The sequence below is a fragment of the Gordonia jacobaea genome, assembly GCF_965344965.1.
GTDB classification, from domain to species: domain Bacteria; phylum Actinomycetota; class Actinomycetes; order Mycobacteriales; family Mycobacteriaceae; genus Gordonia; species Gordonia jacobaea.
Genome location: NZ_CBDRLS010000004.1, coordinates 430422 through 449543 on the forward strand (window position 1 = coordinate 430422; position 19122 = coordinate 449543).

Annotated in this window: 16 protein-coding genes; 13 read left to right on the forward strand and 3 right to left on the reverse strand. The window is 66.9% G+C overall.

Annotated features, from left to right (window positions below; all coding sequences use genetic code 11):
* Positions 1-90: 90 nt before the first annotated feature.
* From ACRVY7_RS16155 to ACRVY7_RS16195, 9 genes are all read left to right on the forward strand, one after another.
* Positions 91-993: a GNAT family N-acetyltransferase gene (locus tag ACRVY7_RS16155; protein ID WP_431817883.1), complete on the forward strand. Its 903-nt coding sequence runs from the start codon at positions 91-93 to the stop codon at positions 991-993.
* A 7-nt stretch (positions 994-1000) separates the two neighbouring features.
* Entirely contained in the window at positions 1001-1939 is a 939-nt protein-coding gene (locus ACRVY7_RS16160; protein ID WP_431817777.1) for a lysophospholipid acyltransferase family protein, read from the forward strand.
* Between the two features lie 127 nt (positions 1940-2066).
* The gene (locus ACRVY7_RS16165; protein WP_431817778.1) at positions 2067-2576 is read left to right on the forward strand and encodes a DUF4334 domain-containing protein; all 510 of its coding nucleotides are present in this window, start codon (positions 2067-2069) and stop codon (positions 2574-2576) included.
* Positions 2577-2843: 267 nt separating this feature from the next.
* Positions 2844-4292 carry an MFS transporter gene (locus ACRVY7_RS16170; RefSeq protein WP_431817884.1) on the forward strand — a complete coding sequence of 483 codons (1449 nt, stop codon included), beginning with the start codon at positions 2844-2846 and terminating at the stop codon, positions 4290-4292.
* Positions 4293-4300: 8 nt separating this feature from the next.
* Positions 4301-7849, forward strand: a complete 3549-nt coding sequence (locus tag ACRVY7_RS16175; protein WP_431817779.1) for an ATP-binding protein — start codon at positions 4301-4303, stop codon at positions 7847-7849.
* 146 nt (positions 7850-7995) lie between these two features.
* A complete protein-coding gene (locus tag ACRVY7_RS16180; RefSeq protein WP_431817780.1) occupies positions 7996-9372 on the forward strand; it encodes an FAD-binding oxidoreductase in 1377 nt (458 codons plus the stop codon).
* Positions 9373-9447: 75 nt separating this feature from the next.
* Positions 9448-10656 carry a cysteine desulfurase family protein gene (locus tag ACRVY7_RS16185; RefSeq protein WP_064870261.1) on the forward strand — a complete coding sequence of 403 codons (1209 nt, stop codon included), beginning with the start codon at positions 9448-9450 and terminating at the stop codon, positions 10654-10656.
* Entirely contained in the window at positions 10656-11801 is a 1146-nt protein-coding gene (mnmA, locus tag ACRVY7_RS16190; RefSeq protein WP_431817781.1) for a tRNA 2-thiouridine(34) synthase MnmA, read from the forward strand. The genes ACRVY7_RS16185 and mnmA overlap by 1 nt, the downstream gene beginning before the upstream one ends.
* Positions 11802-11812: 11 nt before the next feature.
* Complete coding sequence (locus ACRVY7_RS16195; protein ID WP_431817782.1) at positions 11813-12847, forward strand: uroporphyrinogen decarboxylase/cobalamine-independent methonine synthase family protein; 1035 nt, start codon at positions 11813-11815, stop codon at positions 12845-12847.
* A gap of 170 nt (positions 12848-13017) precedes the next feature.
* Here the strand turns inward: ACRVY7_RS16195 and ACRVY7_RS16200 are convergent, their stop codons facing one another.
* On the reverse strand, positions 13018-13401 hold the full coding sequence (locus ACRVY7_RS16200) for an MmcQ/YjbR family DNA-binding protein (protein ID WP_049698414.1): 384 nt from the start codon (positions 13399-13401) through the stop codon (positions 13018-13020).
* 66 nt (positions 13402-13467) lie between these two features.
* On the opposite strand from ACRVY7_RS16200, the gene ligA reads away from it, so the two are divergent.
* On the forward strand, positions 13468-15588 hold the full coding sequence (ligA, locus tag ACRVY7_RS16205) for an NAD-dependent DNA ligase LigA (RefSeq protein WP_431817783.1): 2121 nt from the start codon (positions 13468-13470) through the stop codon (positions 15586-15588).
* On the opposite strand, the gene ACRVY7_RS16210 is transcribed toward ligA, so the two are convergent.
* Positions 15518-16468 (reverse strand): LysR family transcriptional regulator, encoded by a 951-nt coding sequence (locus tag ACRVY7_RS16210; RefSeq protein ID WP_431817784.1) that lies wholly within the window; start codon positions 16466-16468, stop codon positions 15518-15520. The genes ligA and ACRVY7_RS16210 overlap by 71 nt on opposite strands.
* Before the next feature lie 75 nt (positions 16469-16543).
* Here ACRVY7_RS16210 and ACRVY7_RS16215 point away from each other — a divergent pair, with 75 nt between their 5' ends.
* Both ACRVY7_RS16215 and ACRVY7_RS16220 read left to right on the forward strand, forming a co-directional pair.
* Positions 16544-17323 carry an SDR family oxidoreductase gene (locus tag ACRVY7_RS16215; protein ID WP_049698411.1) on the forward strand — a complete coding sequence of 260 codons (780 nt, stop codon included), beginning with the start codon at positions 16544-16546 and terminating at the stop codon, positions 17321-17323.
* A gap of 100 nt (positions 17324-17423) precedes the next feature.
* Complete coding sequence (locus tag ACRVY7_RS16220) at positions 17424-17747, forward strand: nuclear transport factor 2 family protein (RefSeq protein WP_431817785.1); 324 nt, start codon at positions 17424-17426, stop codon at positions 17745-17747.
* A 45-nt stretch (positions 17748-17792) separates the two neighbouring features.
* Here ACRVY7_RS16220 and ACRVY7_RS16225 read toward each other — a convergent pair whose 3' ends face one another.
* Positions 17793-18461 (reverse strand): ACT domain-containing protein, encoded by a 669-nt coding sequence (locus ACRVY7_RS16225; protein ID WP_049698410.1) that lies wholly within the window; start codon positions 18459-18461, stop codon positions 17793-17795.
* Between the two features lie 57 nt (positions 18462-18518).
* On the opposite strand from ACRVY7_RS16225, the gene ACRVY7_RS16230 reads away from it, so the two are divergent.
* A complete protein-coding gene (locus ACRVY7_RS16230; RefSeq protein ID WP_049698619.1) occupies positions 18519-19109 on the forward strand; it encodes an antibiotic biosynthesis monooxygenase in 591 nt (196 codons plus the stop codon).
* Positions 19110-19122: the final 13 nt, after the last annotated feature.

The following is a 19122-nucleotide window of genomic DNA, read 5'->3' on the forward strand; positions in this document are numbered from 1 at the left end:
GCTTGCTGGTTGAGCTGCCCGCCGCTGGTTGAGCCTGTCGAAACCACCCACAGCGATCCCCGGCCCACCTGGGTCGGGGATCGCTGCTTTCTGTTCACCGAGCGCGCCCCGACACGTCACGCGCACGTAGCAGGCCGGTCGTTGCGACTGGCTTTCATCTGGGGCATGACAGACGTACTGGACACCCGCGGTGTTGCACACAGCCGCACCCTGGTCGATGCCGGGCGCCTGCGGATCGTCCTCACCGAGTCCCCGGAGCTGATCGACGCCGTCCAACGGCTCCGCTACGACGTCTTCGCCGCAGAGCCGGGTTTCTCCGATCAGATCGGCGACGCGACAACCCGCCGCGACGCCGACCACGTCGACGACTTCGCCGAGCACCTCGTCGCCATCGACGACGTGTACGGCGTCCTCGGCTGCGCCCGACTGCTCGCACCGCCGCGAGCCATCGCCGCGGGCGGCTGGTACTCGGCAACCGAGTTCGACCTGACCGAGATCAACGAGATCGGCGGGTCGGTCGTCGAGATGGGTCGCGCATGCGTGGCGCCGGGCCATCGCCATGGGGCGATCACCGCGCTGCTCTGGGCCGCGGTGCTGCGATACCTCGACGATGCGGACTACCGCTACCTGATGGGCTGCGTCTCGGTTCCGCTCAGTGGTCCCGGTGAGGAACTGCGGGGTTCGACGCTGCGCGGCGTCCGCGACCACGTGCTCGCGCGTCACCGGGCGCCGTGGCGAACCTTCCCGCTGCACACCCCACTGATCGACGGCCGCACCCTCGGCGAGATCGAGCCACCGTCGACGCTCACCCTCCCGCCGCTGCTGCGTGCCTACCTGCGCCTCGGCGCGACGGTGTGCGGCGACCCGGCGGTCGACGAGATCTTCGACGTCGGCGACTTCGTCACGATCATCGACCGCGAACACGCCAACACCCGCTACCTCGACAGACTTCGTGCGACAGGCGCGCGACTCGCAGTATCTCCCCGAGAGTGAGGTTCGTATGACGGCCGCAGCGATCATCAGCCCTCCGACGTCCGCCGGACAACTGTCAACGCAGACAGTGGCACCCACAGTGCATCCTGCTCCCGCCCACGACTCCACGTCACCTGCGACGATCAGGACCGAGAGCCACCGTCACGCGTGGTACCCGGCCAGCCCGTGCGGTGACCTCTGCCACGCCGACAATCCATTCGCCCCGGCGAATGTGTTCGTCGTCGCGATTCGGGTCGCGCTGCTCGCGGCATCGACGGCCGTCGTCCTGCTGGTGGGATCGCTCATGGTGTTCCTGCCACGACTCCTGCGTCGGGCATACATCCGCACGAGTGCGCGAACCCTGCTGTGGTCGGTGGGGGTTCGAGTGGTGATCGACGATCGTCGACCGTTCTCCGCGAGCACCCGTGGGCTCGTGGTCTCCAATCACATCTCGTATCTCGACATCCTCGCCGTCGCCGTCGTCAACCCGGCTCGGTTCGTCGCCAAATGCGACGTGATGTCGATGCCCGTCGTGTCGACGCTCGCACGGCGGCTCGGAATCATCTCGATCGATCGCGGCTCGCTGCGTACCCTGCCCGCAACCGTCGATAGGGCGGTGGCAGAACTGCAGGCCGACAACTCGGTGGCGGTCTTCCCGGAGGGCACCACGTGGTGCGGACGTGCCCGCGGTGACTTCCGACCCGCGTTCTTCCAGGCGGCGATCGACGCCGGAGTGCCTGTCATTCCGCTTCACGTGGAGTTCGAGGTCTCCGGAATGGTCACGTCCGCACCAGGTTTCATCGGCGACGATTCGCCCGCAGACACGCTGCGACGCGTGCTGCGCACCCGCGGTCTCGCGGTGCGCGTCCAGGTGCACGAGTCCCAACTTCCCGGTTCGGACCGCCGTGAACTCGCCGAACGCTGCGCCGAACTTGTCGGAGGGGTTCCCGCGCACGCTCATCCGTGAGTAGGCGACGGGCGCGAACGGCGGCACTCGCGCCGGTGACTGCGGACACACCCGATCGCTCGATCCGATACGGTGAGAAAAAAGCCGCGCCGTGTGTATCGGTGCGCCCAGCCGTCGGGGAGATTTCGTGACCTTGAGTTCGCAGACACCTACCGAGAACGCTGTCGACGCACGCCGCGAGGCCGCACGGGCGCGGTTCGTCGAGCTGCGTTCGGCTCGCAGCACCATCGCCGACGCCGACCTCGACGCGGTCTGGGCAGACCTGGAGACACTCAGACCGGCAGACATGCTCGGGAGTTGGCGCGGTGGCGAGTTCGCCACCGGGCATGCGATGAACGGGCTACTGACCAAGATCGGTTGGCACGGTAAGAACTTCATCTCGCTCAGTGAGGTGCAACCGCTGGTATGTCGCAACGAATCGGGTGAGCTGTATTCCAACACCCGCGTCGGTAAGGGTGAAGCGTCGCTGTGGACCATCGAGTTCCGCGGCGAGGCCACTGCGTCGATGGTCTACGACGGCCAGCCGGTGATCGACCACTTCAAGCGCGTCGACGACACCACGGTGATGGGCATCATGAATGGCACCGGCGGCCTCATCGGCGGCCGCCATTTCTACTTCTACCTCGAACGTGACTGAGTTCTGAGCGTCGACGCTCCAACCACACCTGCGCCCTGACCACCCGCGTCAAGAAGTCGACAAGGGATCGCCAAGCGCGTCATCGCACTCTGTCGTCGTCCCTGAAGGATCGACACAAAGGCAGAAGTCATGGCGCAGACGAAACGCAGTCACAGGCCACACATTCGCACAGCACACGCTCACGCAACCGGCCCGGGCCGGCTGCCCGACAGCCCCGCCGACGTTGCAAAGCCGAGGTGGACCCCGGTCCAGCGCGTGACGCTCGCCGTGGTGTGTGTGGCAACCGCGATGCTCATGCTCGACATCGCGGTGGTCAACACAGCGCTCCCCGCGATGGCACGCGAGTTCGACGCGGGGATGACCTCGCTCAAATGGGTGATCGATGGATACACGCTGGCGTTGGCGACGATCGTTCTCAGCGCAGGTGCATGGGCCGACCGCATCGGCCGACGCCGCGTCTTCGTCGTAGGTGCCGTGGTGTTCACCATCGGGTCCGCGGTCTGTGCGGCTGCGGGTGACATCGGCACCTTGAATGCCGCTCGTGTCGGCCAGGGGCTCGGCGCCGCGCTGCTGTTCGCCTCGTCACTTGCGTTGCTGGCGAACGCATTTCCCGGGAAAGAAGAACGGACCAAGGCATTGGCGGCCTATGGGGCGACCATCGGAGCGTCGTTCGCTGTGGGGCCACTGCTCGGCGGCGTCCTCACCGACTGGATCGACTGGCGCGCGATCTTCGTCGTCAACATTCCGCTGGGGATTGCAATGGTCTACGCGACACGCTGGATCGACGAGTCCGCGAGTAGTTGTCCGCGACGGGGCGACGTCTGGGGTCAGCTCAGCGTTGTTCTCGCGCTGGGTGCGCTGACCTATGGACTCGTCGAAGCCAACGCGCGCGGTTGGGCGGATGCGGTCACCCTGAGCGCATTCGGCATCGCCGGGATCGCGCTCGTTGCGCTCATCGTCGTCGAATCCGTTGTCGCGCAACCTATGCTGCCGCTGCGCATGTTCACCAACCCTGCCTTTACGGGAGCTCAGGTCGCGACGTTCGCGATCAGTGCGTCGATGTTCGCCGTGTTCGTATACGTGACCATCTACCTGCAGGGGGTGCTCGGGATGTCGGCGATCGCCGCGGGCCTCGTGTACCTGCCGGGGACGATGGTCATGCTCGTCGTCGCGGGTCTCACCGATCGCGTCGTCGGACGCATCGCGCCCTGGGTGCTGCTCTCGACGGCCCTGGTCGCGGTCGCCGCCGGACTGGTCTGGATGACGCGTGCCGGCGAGCACAGCAGTGGCTGGATCATGGTGCCCGGCTTCCTCGTGGCCTGCGTCGGCGCGGGTGTGTTCAATCCCGTGATGAGCGGGGTCGTGTTGGCCGAGGCAGCGCACGACGACGCGGGTCTTGCCGCCGGTGTCAACGATGTCTTCCGTCAGTCGGGAATCGCGCTAGGCGTGGCAGCACTGGGTGCGGTATTTCCTGCGGTGTCTGTCTTGAACGGCGGACAGCCCGCCGCCTACGTCGACGCGCTCGGCCGCGCGTTGTGGATCAGTGCCGCGATCGCGGCACTCGGTGCGGTCGTGGTGATCGTGGCAATGCGGTCGGCACGTGCGAGTGTCGATGCTGTCGGGTCGGTCGATCCGGCTCAGACAGCCAACATCGTTGCGATGCCGGTCGTACACTCGAAATCGCCGTTTTTCCGACATTCCGGTCCACAGGTGTGAGGGGAGAGATGCGGGAGTATCTGATCCTCGGTCCCCTCGAGGTGCGTCGCGCGGGCGAGACAGTCGACCTCGGATCGCCCAAGCAGCGAATCGTCCTGGGCGCGTTGATCCTTGCGCGCGGCGCGGTGGTGTCGGTTGATCGGCTGATCGATTCGGTGTGGGGCACGCATCCGCCGCCCGCCGCAACGACGAGCCTGCAGGCCTACATCTCCAATCTGCGGCGCGCGCTGCGGGGCGAGTCCGGTGGGCCGTCGCCCATCGAGAGGGTCAATCCCGGATATCGACTGACCATCGCCGACGACTCCGTCGACCTTGTCGAGTACCTCGCGCTCGCGCGCAGGATTCGCGACGAGGTCGACGGCGCTCGTTGGCATGACGCACTGCAACTCTGCGAACAGGCACGCCGACTATGGCGTGGACCCTTGTTGGCAGATATGGCCGACGAGAAGTGGGTTGGCGCCGATTCCGTTGCGGCGTCCGAGACTCGACTTTCCGTCACGGAGGCGTACATCACGACGCTGCTCGCACACGGCGACACCGGTCAGGCGCTCACCGAGACAGCGGCGTTGCGCGCGCTCGACCCGCTCCGCGATCGTGCTGTCTGGTTGCACATGATGGCGCTCTACCGTGCGGGCCGAGGTGCCGATGCGCTCGCGGCCTACACCGAGCATGTTCGACGACTCGACGACGAACTCGGCCTCGAACCGGGCAACGAACTGCGCGATCTGCAGGGCGCCATTCTGCGCCACGACGCCGAAATCGCCGCGTGGCCGCGCGCGCCCCGCTGGTCGGGGGCCGGCACGGTGGCCTCGCCGATCACCGGGATCGATGCCGACAACTCTGATGCCGACAATCCTGCTGCGCCAGGGGTCGACGCACGCGACGCATACGCCCGGGCTCCGGACGTCACTGCCGCCGTCGAAGGAGTGGCGGCCGAGCCGGAAGGCGCCCTTGTCGGACGTGATGCGCAGAGGCGCACGCTGGCAACGCTTTTCGTCGACGACCGGGGTCCGATCACGCGATGGCTCGCGCTGTGGGGTGCGGCAGGGATCGGGAAGACCAGGCTCGCCGAAGAGGCAGCTCGAATGGCGTCGGCCAACGGCGACGTCGTCGTGTGGGTGAGATGTCCTGATTCCCAGGGCATTCCGGCGTGGTGGCCGATGCGTCAACTGTGCCGCGGGCTGAACGCCGACGCCGACTCGGTGTTGTCGGTTCCACCCGGCGTCGACGCCGACGCCGCACGGTTCGCTGTGTACGAACGTGTACAGGCTCTCCTCGAGTCGCGCGCTGCATCGCGACCGGTCACCGTCATCGTCGACGACGCGCAGTGGGCGGATCCGATGTCGATAGACCTGCTGGTCTACCTGACCACGGCGTTGCAGCGGGTGGCGGTGCGGGTGATCGTCACGGTGCGAGACGAGGAGGGCGGGCCTGCGATCGCTCGCCTGCGTTCGGCGATGGTGCGGGCAGGGGGTCGTGTCGTCGATGTTCCCGCGTTGGCACGCCACGAGGTCACGGCATTGGTGCGAGAGATATCCGACGTCGAGCTCTCGCAGGGCGAGCTCGACGAGCTCGTCGAGCGCACCGGCGGTAACCCACTTTTCGTCACAGAGTATGCGCGGCTGCCGGATTCGCAACGCCGAGAAGTCGTTCCGGCTGCCGTCCGTTCGGTACTCGATCGACGCCTCGCCTCGCTCGACCCCGCGACACGTGAGGTCGTCGGCTATGCCGCGGTCATCGGCGGCGGCGACATCGACGTCCCTCTTCTCGCTCAGGTGATGGACCGTGATGTCGACGAGGTTGCCGACTGCATCGACGACGCCGTCGACGAGCGGATAGTGGTGACCGACGCTGGACACGGGCGTGCCGTGTTCGGGCACGCGTTGCTGCGCGAAGAAGCGATGGCGGGCATCAAAACGTTGCGGCGCTGCAGAATTCACCTGCGGACAGCCGACGTGCTTGCGCCGTCGACGGATTCGGCTTCGTTGGCGCGGCGGGCCGGTCATCTCCTGCGAGCCCTGCCGTTGGCCGAGGTCGCCGACGTGATCGAGGCGTGTCGTCGAGTCGCGGCCGACGCGACGTCACGATGGGATTCGATCAACGCCGCGTACTGGCTCGATGCCGCCCTACGCACATATGAGGCGTCCGATCAGGCCGTGGCCGATGTCGCAGTGCGCGATGCCCTGCTCGTCGACCTGCTCGACGCCCATCTGCGTGCCGGAAATGTCGCGACGGTGCTCGAGATGGTGGGCGAACGGCTGACGGACGCGATGCGTTCGGGGAGTCCGCAGACGGCTGGACGTCTCGCCGCCACGTTGATCAGGTCCGGCGGGGGATGGCCGTGGGTTGCGCCGGGAACCGAGACCGGCCCGCTCCAGGACATCTTGACGACCGTCGGTGAGTTCACCGACGGCGACGCCGCGAGCAGCGCACGGGTATTGGGCGCGTTGGCCGTTGGCACCTGCTACAACCGCGACGCCGCGATTCCTGCGACGCTTCTCGCCCGTGCGGAGGTGCTCGCGCGCCGGCTCGATGATTCCGACGTGCTCGCCGACGTCATGGTCGCGCGCCTGCTCACGTACTCCGGTGTCGCCGATCGGGCACAGGAGGCGGTCGCACTCGGTGTCGCCATTCGCGAACTTCCGCATGCGTCATCGGCGCTCGATGAGGTGATCGTCGATTCCGTGCTGTCGATGGCGACGATAAAACTCGGCGACCTTGATGCCGCCGAACGGCACCTACGGCGCGGGATCGTCGGCAGCGAACGGATGCGCCTACCGATACTGCGCGCACAACTGCGATGGATGGAGGCGGCCATCGCGGTGTGGCATGGTGAATTCGACCGTGCGCGTACGCATTTCGAGACCGCGTACGCGGTCCACCAGCAGACGCAACTCTACGTCGCCGGTAGTGGTGCGCTCGCGATGATGGCGATGGCAACGCAGGAGGGAATGTTCGAGCAGATCGTCGACGACGTCCTGGGAATCGATGGAAGCGACCGCCTGGAGTGGGTGCGCTCCGTGGTGTCCGGTGCGCCGGGCAATTCCGTTGCGACGCTGCTGGCCTCGGGCGTCGCCACCGTTGCGGGCATCCACGGAGACGTCGACCTCGCGATCACGATGATCGACGCCTGGCTGGGGGAGCGAGAACCCATGATGTGGACGTCGCTCGCGCAGGCAGTCATCCTGGCCGGCGTCGTCGTCGAACTCGAATTGACCGATCGCGCAGAGCCCTTCATCGAGTACCTCGGTCGATTCACGCGGTGCATCGCCACCGTGGGGCAGGTCGGGTGCATCGGCCCGGTCGACCTCGCCCTCGCGGAGTTGTATTTCCTGATCGGCGACGACGACGCTGCCATCGAAGCGCTCGGGCGTGCGCGAGAATTGTCCGAGACCCAGGCCAGTACACCAGGGGTCCTGCGGCGTCGGATGGCCGCGGCATCCCGCGCGCCCGCAGGAGCGCGGCGTGAGCGCGAGCTCGCCGATATCTCCGCGCTCGCTGCTGCTGCCGGCATGAGCGCACTCGCTTCGGCGGCGACCGCTGGGCGCATTGTCTGACCTGCACGAATTGGTGTGCGCTAAACGATGGACATCGGCTGGTGTGCACTCCAAGAAGACCGCAAGATCATCCCAAGGGTGTGCCGACATCGTGTGAGTGCGGCCGGATCAGCCGGTCGCCACGTGCACATTCGAGGAGCATCGCCATGACCCAGACACCGACAGGGATCGACCAAGCCGACATCGCGGGCCTGCGGGCCAGGATTCGCGGAAATGTCTTCCGTCCGACCGAGGAGGGCTACGCGACAGTGAGCTTCAACGCCTCGGTGTCGAGGCGCCCGTGGGCGGTCGTCGACGCGGCAGGCAGCGACGATGTTGCCGCGGCAGTCGCGTTCGCCGCGGCAAACGACATGACGGTTGCCGTCCATGCCACCGGACACGGCGCGACGCCGACCGACGGACGGTCGTTGTTGATCCGGACCGGTGCGCTCGACACGTGCGAGATCGATCCAGCAACGCGGACAGCGCGGGTCGGTGCAGGCGTCCGCTGGCAGCGGGTCATCGAGGCGGCAGCGCAGTTCGGACTCGCGCCGCTGTGCGGATCGGCGCCTGGCGTTGGCGTAGCGGGATTTCTGTCCGGCGGCGGTATCGGGCCGCTCGTCCGGTCGGTCGGGGTGTCGTCGGATTATGTGCGCGCCATCGAGATGGTCACCGGTGACGGGCTCGTCCGGCGGGTCAGCGCCGATGCAGATCCCGATCTGTTCTGGGGTTGCCGCGGCGGGAAGGCCACGCTCGGCATCGTCACGGAGTTGGAGATCGAATTACTGCCGATCGCGGAATTCTATGGCGGCGCAGTCTATTTCGACGGAGCTGACGCGGCGGCGGTGCTCGCGGCATGGCAACGGTGGACACAGGATCTTCCCCGCGAGGCGTCGACGTCGATCGCGCTCCTGCGGCTGCCCGACATGCCGGGGGTTCCGCCGATGCTCGCGGGCAAGCTCACTGTCGCCGTGCGCTACGCCAGCGTCGCCGACGCCGACACCGCGGCGTCGACCTTCGCGCCGATGCGCGCGGTGGCGACCCCGATTCTCGACGCGGTGGGCACGATGCCCTACGCCGCCGTCGGCATGATCCATGCCGACCCCACCGACCCGAAGCCTGCATACGAGAACGGCATGCTGCTGTCGGGGCTGCCCGACGACGCGGTGCGCACGCTGCTCGACCACGCGGGACCCGAGGTCGCTTCGCCGCTACTGCTGGTGGAACTGAGGCTGCTCGGAGGGGCGTTCGCCGAGCAACGCGGACCCGACAGTGCGGTCTGCCACCGCGACGCCGCGCTCAATCTGCACGTCGTCGGCGTCCTGGTGCCACCGATCGCCGACATCGTGCCCGGGCACGCCGACCGGCTGCTCGGCGACATGTCGGAGTGGGCGACCGGCGGACGACTTCCCAACTTCACCGCCAGCACCGACCCGGAACGTGTCCGGTCCTGCTACGACGAGGAGACGGCGGCCTGGCTGGCAGCGCTGGCACTCCAGCACGACCCCGCCGGCGTGCTCGCTGTGGGCCAAGTCGTCCGGTGATTCCCGGTCCGGTGTAACCCGACTCCGCACGACGGAATTGGTCACGGGTGTTCGCGCGTTTATCCTGGGGTGCGTATGTCCACGTCATCCCGCGCCCCGGTCTACCTCGACAATGCCGCGACGACAGCCCTGCTGCCGGAGGCACTCGAGGCGATGACCGCCTGCTATCTCCAGCCGGGTAACGCGTCGTCGTTGCACGGTTCGGGTCGTCGTGCCCGGCGTCACCTGGAAGAAGCCCGCGAGACCGTCGCGTCGGCACTCGGTGCGCGGCCGTCGGAGGTGATCTTCACCAGCGGCGGCACCGAGGCCGACAACCTGGCGGTCAAGGGCATTTTTTGGGCACGTAGGAGAGGCGACGCGCAGCGTCGTCGAATCATGGTCTCCGCGGTCGAGCACCACGCCGTGCTCGACGCCGCGCAGTGGTTGGCCGACAACGACGGCGCCGAACTCGTCGTGATCCCGGTCGACGCCGAGGGTGCGGTGTCGGTTGCGCACGTGCGTGCCGAGCTCGAGCAGCATGCGGCGCAGACGGCGCTGATCTCGGTGATGTGGGCCAACAACGAAGTCGGAACGATCCAGCCGGTGAGCGAGATCGCGGCTCTCGGCATCGAGTTCGGCGTCCCCGTGCATTCCGACGCCGTGCAGGCGGCCGGTCACGTCCCCGTCGACTTCGCGGGCAGCAAGCTCTCCGCCATGAGTATCGCCGGGCACAAGTTCGGTGGTCCGTACGGATGTGGCGCCCTGCTTCTCGGGCGCGACGTCGAGTGTGTTCCGTTGCAGCACGGTGGCGGACACGAGCGGGATCTGCGATCGGGCACCCAGGACGTGCCGGGGATCGTCGGCCTTGCTGCTGCACTGCGACGGTCGGTCGACACTCTCGACGAGACGCTGCCGCAGGTTTCAGCGATGCGTGATCGACTGTTCGACGTGCTGTTGTCCATCGATGGAGCCAGCGCCAACGGGCCTCGCGACGATCGTCGGTTGCCCGGCAACGTGCACGTGTCTTTCGCGGGCTGCGAAGGGGATTCGCTGCTGATGCTCCTCGACGCCAACGGTGTTGAGTGCTCGACGGGTTCGGCATGTACCGCAGGCGTTGCCCAGGCCAGCCATGTGTTGCTGGCCATGGGGGTCAGCATGGCCGACGCGCGCGGGTCGCTGCGCTTCTCCCTCTCCCATTCCACGACCGACGCCGACATCGCGTCGGTCGCCGAGATCATCGGCGAGGTCGTCGACCGCGCCCGCGTCGCCGGACTGGTCTCGACTCCCGCAGGTAAGGGGAACTGATGCGCGTACTGGCAGCCATGAGCGGAGGAGTCGATTCGGCCGTCGCCGCGGCACGTGCCGTCGACGCGGGCCACGAGGTGGTCGGCGTGCACCTCGCTCTGTCGACGGCCCCCGGAGCGCTGCGCACCGGCTCTCGCGGATGTTGTTCGCGCGAAGACGCCGACGATGCGCGACGCGCTGCGGACGTTCTCGGCATCCCGTTCTACGTCTGGGATTTCGCGGAGAAGTTCAAGGACGACGTGATCGACGAGTTCGTCGAGGCCTACGCCGCCGGGCAGACGCCCAACCCGTGCCTGACCTGCAACGAGAAGATCAAGTTCTCCGCGCTCGCCGAAAAGGCGGTTGCGCTCGGTTTCGACGCACTGGCAACCGGTCACTACGCGCGACTCTCCGACGGTGAGCTGCGTCGTGCCGTCGACGACGACAAAGACCAGTCGTACGTGCTCGCGGTTCTGACCCAGCAGCAGTTGTCGCGGGCCATGTTCCCGGTCGGCGACACCTCCAAGCCGCAGATCCGCGACGAGGCCGCCCGACGCGGTCTGTCGGTCGCGTCGAAGCCGGACTCACACGACATCTGCTTCATCCCGACCGGCGACACCCGAGCGTTCCTCGGCGCACGTATCGGGGTGCGTCCCGGTGCCGTCGTCGACGCCGACTCCGGCGAACGTCTCGCCGACCACGAGGGCGTCCACGGCTTCACCATCGGCCAGCGCAAGGGACTCGGTATCGAGGCACCTGCCGCGGACGGGCGTCCGCGCTACGTCACCGACATCGACCCCGAGTCCGGCACCGTGACCGTCGGGGCCGCGGAGAACCTGCAGGTCTGGTCGATCACCGCCACCAAGGCCGTGTGGACGTCCGGACAGGTGCCGAGCGGCCCGATCGAGTGCACCGTGCAGGTGCGCGCGCACGGCGGACTCGCGCAGGCGGTCGCGACACCGGTCACCGGCGACGACGGACGCCCCGGGATCGACATCGAGTTGCGTGAGCCGCTGACCGGCGTCGCGCGTGGCCAGGCAGCCGTGCTGTACCTGCCCGACGCCGAGCGAGGCGATCTGGTCGTCGGCTCGGGTCGTATCGCGGGCACCTCGCACGTGCGTCGCCACGACGAGGCCGTCGCGGGTGCGTCGTCGAGTGTGCACTGACCGGTGATGTGATGACGTCGCTGCCGACCGGTGTCGGTACGGGTGTCGGCTCGATGCCGGGCACCGATCCGACTGAGGCCGCGGCGATCGTGGGCGGCGAACTCGACTTCACCTACCTCGCGGAGTTGCCCGCACGCGGGATCGGAGCCGACATGGTCGGCCGGATGGGTACGCTGCTCGTCGACATGCCGATTGACGCGGGGCCGTGGGGCTACCGGCTCGCGGCACGCCCCTCCGCCGTCACCCGCGCGGCGTCGGACTACCTGCGATTCGACCTCGACGCGCTCGAAGAGCTCTGGGACACAGCGGGATTCATCGGTACCGGGCGTCAGGTGAAGGTGGCGGTGTGTGGACCGTTCACCTTCTCCGCCTCGGTCGAGCTGCCCAATGGGCACAAGGTGCTCCGCGACGTCGGCGCGTGGCATGACGTCGTCGAGTCGACGGCCGAGGGACTGCGCGAGCACGCCGCGGAGGTTGCCCGACGTCTGGGCGCGCAGGTGACCGTGCAGCTCGACGAACCTCTGATTGGAGCAGTCCTCGACGGCACGGTGACTCCGCTGACCCGACTCGATCCGATCCGCGCGATCCCACTCCCCGAGGTCGTGGACGCGCTCGCGGGCATCGTCGAACAGTTGGGTAGACCGGCGATCGTGCACAACTGCGCGGCGCCACGCTGGGATCTGATCGGACGGTTGCGCGGCGTCGGACATTCGGTGGTGCTCGACGCCGCGATCTCCTCGGGGCCAGACGTACTCGACACCGAGACCCTCGACGGGATCGGTGAGCTGATCGAACGCGGCGATGTCCTCGTCGCGGGTGTGGTGTCGGCTCAGCGGGCCGACCGACGCGCCCGCGCCGAAACGGTCGCCAGCGGGTTGGCCGCGATCACCGATCGGATCGGACTGGATCGAAAAGTGTTGTCCGATAACGTGATCGCGACTCCGACGTGTGGCCTGGCCGGAGCCTCGCCAGCCTGGGCACGCACGGCCCTCGGCATCTGCGCACGCGCAGGGGAACTGCTGTCGGAGGACCCGCAGGCGCTGTGACGGCTGCGCTGTGACGGCTGCGTGGGGGCTGGCGGCGTTGGGACTGGTGGGCGGCCGGGCGCTCACCTGAATGTGTGTCGTTTCGAAAGATGTGGGTGCTGCAGCACACACATCCTCGCATTCGACACACATTCAGCTCGGTGGGTCGGTCCGACAGCCGAGTCGACGCCTCAGAGCGGCGGAAGCTTGGCCAACGACTTCTTCGGCGCCACGTGGCGGTAGCTCGCATCGAGAAGCTCGGCGACCTCGTCCCAGTCGGTCTTCTTGTCGAGAAGCATTCCGAGCCAGCCGTATACGCCGACGTACGCGGGCAGAAAGATCCGCGGATCGTCGACGAGGGCGTCGCGTTCGGCGTCGTCGGGGATGAACAGCAACGACTGGTCGTGGCGTTCGCCGCCCTTGATGCTGCCGCCGTACGTGCCGAACATCTTCCCGCAGCGGAACGTCGGACGGCCGTGCGCGACCACCTCGGTGGTGTCGGGTAGCGCGAGTGCGATCGCACGCACCCGGCCGAGCAGCGGATCGGCGTCGTCGAAGACGATGGGGTGCGGCATGAGTCGACGATAGGGCACCGTCACCGAATGGGAGGGCGTGTCGGTGCCCTTCGATAGTCTTTGAGGGTGGCACAAGACGTCGGAACCACGGATCCCACGACGAGGGACCCCAGCGCAGACCTGCGTGAGCAGTGGTCGAAGCTCGCCGAAGAGATTCGCGACCACCAGTTCCGCTATTACGTCAAGGACGCGCCGATCATCTCCGACGGCGAGTTCGACCGTCTCCTGCGTGAGTTGCAAGAACTCGAGGACACGCATCCCGAGCTCGCAACGCCCGATTCGCCGACCAAGCTGGTCGGCGGCGGATTCTCCACGGCGTTCACCCCGGTCGACCACCTCGAGCGGATGCTGTCGCTCGACAACGTCTTCGACGGCGACGAGATGCGTACGTGGGTCTCGCGGGTCGAGGAAGAAGTCGGTGTCGGCACCGAGTACCTGTGCGAACTCAAGATCGACGGCGTCGCGCTCGCGCTCGTCTACATCGACGGCGTGCTCGACCACGCCGTCACCCGCGGCGACGGACGCACCGGTGAAGACGTCACCCTCAATGCCCGCACCATTGAAGACGTCCCGGCGCGGCTGACCGCGACCGATGAGTACCCGATACCGCACGTGCTCGAAGTCCGCGGTGAGGTTTTCTTCCGCGTCGAGGATTTCGAGGCGCTCAACGCATCACTCGTCGACGACGGCAAGGCCCCCTTCGCCAACCCGCGCAACTCGGCGGCGGGTTCGTTGCGGCAGAAGAATCCGCAGATCACGGCGAAGCGTCGGCTCAGGATGATCTGTCACGGACTCGGCCACACCGAGGGCTGGAAACCGAAGTCTCTGCACGACGCCTACCTCGCGATCGGGGCGTGGGGACTACCGGTGTCGACGCACACAACCAAGGTGTCGGGAGCCGACGCGATCCTCGACCGCATCGCGTACTGGGGCGAGCACCGCCACGACGTCGAGCATGAGATCGACGGCATCGTCGTCAAGGTCGACGACTTCGCCAAGCAGCGTCGGCTCGGCTCCACCTCGCGTGCACCTCGCTGGGCGATCGCGTACAAGTACCCACCCGAGGAGGCCACCACCAAGCTACTCGACATCAAGGTCGGCGTCGGCCGGACGGGCCGCGTCACCCCGTTCGCCTTCATGGAACCGGTGTTGGTCGCAGGCTCGACGGTCTCGCGTGCCACGCTGCACAACGAGTCCGAGGTCCGCCGGAAGGGTGTGCTGATCGGCGACACTGTCACCATTCGCAAGGCAGGCGACGTGATCCCCGAGGTGCTCGGCCCGGTGGTGGAGTTGCGCGACGGTAGCGAACGCGCGTTCGTGATGCCGGAGCGCTGCCCCGAATGCGGCTCCACGCTGCGGCCCGAGAAAGACAGCGACGCCGACATCCGTTGCCCCAACGCGAAATCCTGTCCCGCACAACTGCGTGAGCGGCTGTTCCACCTTGCCGGCCGCGGCGCCTTCGACATCGAAGCGCTCGGGTACGAAGCAGCAACAGCGCTGCTCGGTTCCGGAGTCATCGTCAACGAGGGCGACCTCTTCTCACTGACCGCCGACGACCTCGCCAAGGTCGACCTGTTCACCACCAAGGACGGCAAACTCTCGGCGAACGGCAAGCGTCTGCTCGTCAATCTGCAAGGCGCCAAGGATGTTCCGCTCTGGCGCGTGCTCGTCGCGCTGTCGATCCGCCACGTCGGACCCACTGCGGCGCGTTCTCTCGCAACCGAATTCGGCTCGCTGCAGGCCATCGAAGACGCGACGCCCGAGCAACTCGCCGACGTCGAGGGACTCGGCGGAACGCTCGCACAGAGTATTCACGACTGGTTCGCCGTCGACTGGCACCGCGAGATCGTCGAGAAGTGGCGTGCCGCAGGGGTTTCGATGGAAGACGAGCGCGATGAGTCCATCGTGCGCACGCTCGAGGGCAAGACCATCGTCGTCACCGGCTCGCTGCAGGACTTCTCCCGCGACGGCGCCAAGGAAGCAATCCTGGTGCGCGGCGGCAAGGCGTCGGGCTCGGTGTCGAAGAAAACCGACTACGTCGTCGTCGGCGATTCCCCGGGCAGCAAAGCTGCGAAGGCCGAACAACTCGAGGTGCCTGTGATCGACGAAGACGGTTTCAAGCACCTGCTGGAGACGGGGGAGGGGCCGGCGGCCGCCCTTCCGGAGTCCGACGCGGAGCCGAGTTGAGCAGTGAGGTCCTGAACTCCGAAACCGTGTGCGGTAGCCACAGCGCCTGCACCGGGGTCAGCGGCGGATCGTCGAAATCCTTGACGATGACTCGATTTTCGTGACTCGTGCCCACCGGATCGGTCACGAACGCGACGGCGTCGTCGTCGACGAGCACCGCCGTCGCGGGCGGCGCACCTTGGACGCGGCAGATGCGCAACGTCGGCTCCAAGCCGCCGCCGCGCAGGTGCGCGACCAGAAAGTCGGTGTAGAAGGAATGCCGTTCCGGTGCCCACACCACGATGGGTACATCTAGGAGCGCGCTCACCGAGACGGTGTCCGCGTCGGCCAAGCGGTGGTCCGCCGCCATCGCCAGCCGCAACGGGTGGTAGGTGACGATCGACGACGTCAGTTGCGGTGGTGTCTCGACGCCTCGGCGCAACACCACATCGAGCTCGCCCGACAGTAATTGGTCGGTGAATCGATCGGGAAATGTCTTGACCAGCGTCACCGATACAGCGGGATGCAGCCGCAGTGCGGGTTCGACGAGCGCGAAGACCTCGTCGCTCGACAGGGCGGGCGAGTGTCCGATGGTGAATGCGTCGGGGACGCCCGCGGCTCGACGTCGGACCGATCGTGCGAGTTCGCGCGCGCCCGCGAGCAGTGGAAGCGCACCCTCGAGCAGATTCTCGCCTGCGGCGGTCAATACGAGGCGTCGACCTGTCCGGTCGAACAACGTCACGCCGACCTCGCGCTCGAGTTGTCTCAGCGCCGTCGACAGCGCCTGCTGGGTGAGGAACATCTGTTCCGCCGCCGCAGCCAGAGTCCCGGCCTGCGCGACCGCGACGAACTGTTCGAGTCGCCGGGTGTCCAGCGCGGCAGCGTCGTCCAGCTCAGCCATAGCGCAAATCTTACTTGAGTAAGGTCCAGGAAGATCCGATTGAATTGGAGTTTCGGGATTTCTAGCGTCGAAGGCATGACGCAGAATCAGAGCTCATCCGTTCTCACTCGCCCTCTCGACGGAAAGAGTGCCGTCGTGGCGGCAGGTGCGAAGAATCTCGGTGGACTCGTGTCGCGCGATCTCGCGGGACTCGGCGCCAACGTCGCCGTCCACTACAACAGCGATGCCAGCAGGCCGGAGGCGGAGAAGACCGCGGCCGCGGTCGAAGAGCTGGGCGGCAAGGCGATCATCGTCCAGGGAGACCTCACCGCTCCTGCCGCGGTCGCCGCGCTCTTCGACGAGGCCGTCGGCGCATTCGGTGGCGTCGACATCGCGGTCAACACCGTCGGCAAAGTGTTGCGCAAGCCCATCGTCGAAACGACTGAGGCCGAATACGATTCGATGTTCGACATCAATGCGAAGGCTGCGTACTTCTTCCTGCAGGAAGCAGGAAAGCGGCTCAACGACGACGGTGCGATCATCACCATCGTCACCTCTCTGCTCGCGGCCTACACCGACGGCTACTCGACGTACGCCGGCGGTAAGGCGCCTGTCGAGCACTTCACCCGCGCGGCTTCCAAGGAGTTCGCCGATCGCGGCATCTCGGTCAACAACATCGGCCCCGGACCGATGGACACGCCGTTCTTCTATCCGCAAGAGACGCCGGAGCGTGTGGAATTCCACAAGTCACAGGCGATGGGAAACCGCCTCACCCGAATCGAAGACATCGCGCCGATCGTGACCTTCCTTGCGACAGAGGGGCATTGGATCACCGGACAAACGATCTTCGCGAACGGCGGGTACACCACGCGCTGACCCGGTCAGACTGGATTCTGGCCCTACTTCCTCACCTGGCACCGACGGATTGCTTGCGGATCCGGGTGCCTGCCCGACCCGATTCATCAAGGGAGATGACATGACCACCTCGCTACCCGCGCCCGTCGCCGCGTCGATCGACGCGACGAATGCCGGTGATCTGCATGCATTCCTCGACGCCTTCACGCCGGACGGTTCCGTCGACGATTGGGGGCGGGTCTTCACCGGACCCGACGCGATCACCGGTTGGAGCGACAACGAATTCATCGGTGAGAACGTCACTCTCGACGTCACGAAGGCTACGACGGCGGGTGCCGACACCGTCGTCATCGCGACTGTCGGCGGAGACGGATTCAACGGTCCGTCGACCTTCACCTACACAGTCAGCGGAGACAAGCTGTCGCGCATGACAATTCGCGAGTGACGCGTCGTCGCTACGGTGGCGGCATCCCCGCCGAGTGCCGCCTGGCTACGACTCGGTGCGCAGCACAGTGCTGACGATGCCCGAGAGGTAACCGAGGCGCGCGATCTCCGACGGTCGGAAGTCGGGGCCGCCGATCCTGCCGAGCAGCACTGCTTTTCGGCCGTCGCCGAGCGGGGCTGCTGCCATTCGGGTGTCCATGTCCTGCCAGGCGCCGGGGACCCAGTCGGCGTCGGGATCGAGTTGCGCGGCCTCGCTGAGCGGAAGCCAGTCAGCACTGGTCAGCGGCGTCTCGGGTGCGCCGGAGCTGCCGTAGAGCGCGAGGACACCACCCGCCGCCCGGGTGACGACCATCGCCCACGACACACGCAGCACGCGCGGCGCGTTGTCGACGAGGACCTGTAGGCGGTCGTGGTCGGCGGTGGCCACCTGGTCGACGAGCTCGAGTTCGCGGTGGGTGTCGAGTAGTCCGCTGTAGGGACGAATGGAGTCGACGCGCACACCGGTGACTCGTTCGGCCGCGGTGATCAACGCATCGGGAAGTGAGCCGGGCGCGACGTCGACGACGAGGTCGTCGACGGCGTAGCCGTCACCTCGTTCGACGACCTCGAGGGACAGGATGTCAGCGCCGACGGACCCGAGCTGCACGGCGAGCAGACCGAGGCTGCCGGGGCGGTCCTCGAGGTACACGCGCAGCAGATATGACACGTGCGACATTGTCGCACCGTGGCCGCGGGCGTGCTCGGATGGCATCGGCCGCGTGCTGCCGCCACGATGGAGGACATGGTTTCGGTTCCCGATCACGACGACGCGCCCGGCACACAGCACGTCACGACGTCCGTCGCGCGACGCATCGAGTCCGGGCGTGAACACGACTTCGTCACCTGGACGGACGCCGGGATCGCGCTGGCCCGTACGTTCCCCGGCTTTCTCGGCGGCGGATGGTTGCGGTCGAGCAGCAAGCCCGACGAGTACTACGTCGTCTACCGCTTCGCCGACGACGATGCGCTCGAGGATTGGAACTCCTCGCCGGTGCGCAAAGCGTGGTTGTCGCGCGGTGAGGGTGTGGCCGTCGAGTACGCGACGCATCGCCTCTCGGGTATCGAGGGGTGGTTCGAACCACAGTCGACGCTGACCAACGCGGTCCGGGTGATGGGTGCGCCGCCGCCGCGGTGGAAGCAGGCTGTCACCATCTGGCTGGGATTCTTCCCGATGTCGCTGCTGATCAACTTCCTGGTGATTCCCCATCTCGGTGGGATGCCACTGGTGCTCAAGACGTTGATCGCGACGCTGATCAACACCCCGCTCATGGTGTACCTGGTGCTGCCGTGGATCACCCGTCGCCTCAAGAGGTGGCTCCACTGAGGAGCGTCGGGGT

Coding starts and splice junctions, on each gene's coding strand:
- ACRVY7_RS16160 (WP_431817777.1), top strand. CDS start 1,001: ATGACGGCCGCAGCGATCATCAGCCCTCCGACGTCCGCCGGACAACTG.
- ACRVY7_RS16175 (WP_431817779.1), top strand. CDS start 4,301: ATGCGGGAGTATCTGATCCTCGGTCCCCTCGAGGTGCGTCGCGCGGGC.
- ACRVY7_RS16180 (WP_431817780.1), top strand. CDS start 7,996: ATGACCCAGACACCGACAGGGATCGACCAAGCCGACATCGCGGGCCTG.
- ACRVY7_RS16185 (WP_064870261.1), top strand. CDS start 9,448: ATGTCCACGTCATCCCGCGCCCCGGTCTACCTCGACAATGCCGCGACG.
- mnmA (WP_431817781.1), top strand. CDS start 10,656: ATGCGCGTACTGGCAGCCATGAGCGGAGGAGTCGATTCGGCCGTCGCC.
- ACRVY7_RS16195 (WP_431817782.1), top strand. CDS start 11,813: ATGACGTCGCTGCCGACCGGTGTCGGTACGGGTGTCGGCTCGATGCCG.
- ACRVY7_RS16200 (WP_049698414.1), bottom strand. CDS start 13,401: ATGCCGCACCCCATCGTCTTCGACGACGCCGATCCGCTGCTCGGCCGG.
- ACRVY7_RS16210 (WP_431817784.1), bottom strand. CDS start 16,468: ATGGCTGAGCTGGACGACGCTGCCGCGCTGGACACCCGGCGACTCGAA.
- ACRVY7_RS16215 (WP_049698411.1), top strand. CDS start 16,544: ATGACGCAGAATCAGAGCTCATCCGTTCTCACTCGCCCTCTCGACGGA.
- ACRVY7_RS16220 (WP_431817785.1), top strand. CDS start 17,424: ATGACCACCTCGCTACCCGCGCCCGTCGCCGCGTCGATCGACGCGACG.
- ACRVY7_RS16225 (WP_049698410.1), bottom strand. CDS start 18,461: ATGTCGCACGTGTCATATCTGCTGCGCGTGTACCTCGAGGACCGCCCC.
- ACRVY7_RS16230 (WP_049698619.1), top strand. CDS start 18,519: ATGGAGGACATGGTTTCGGTTCCCGATCACGACGACGCGCCCGGCACA.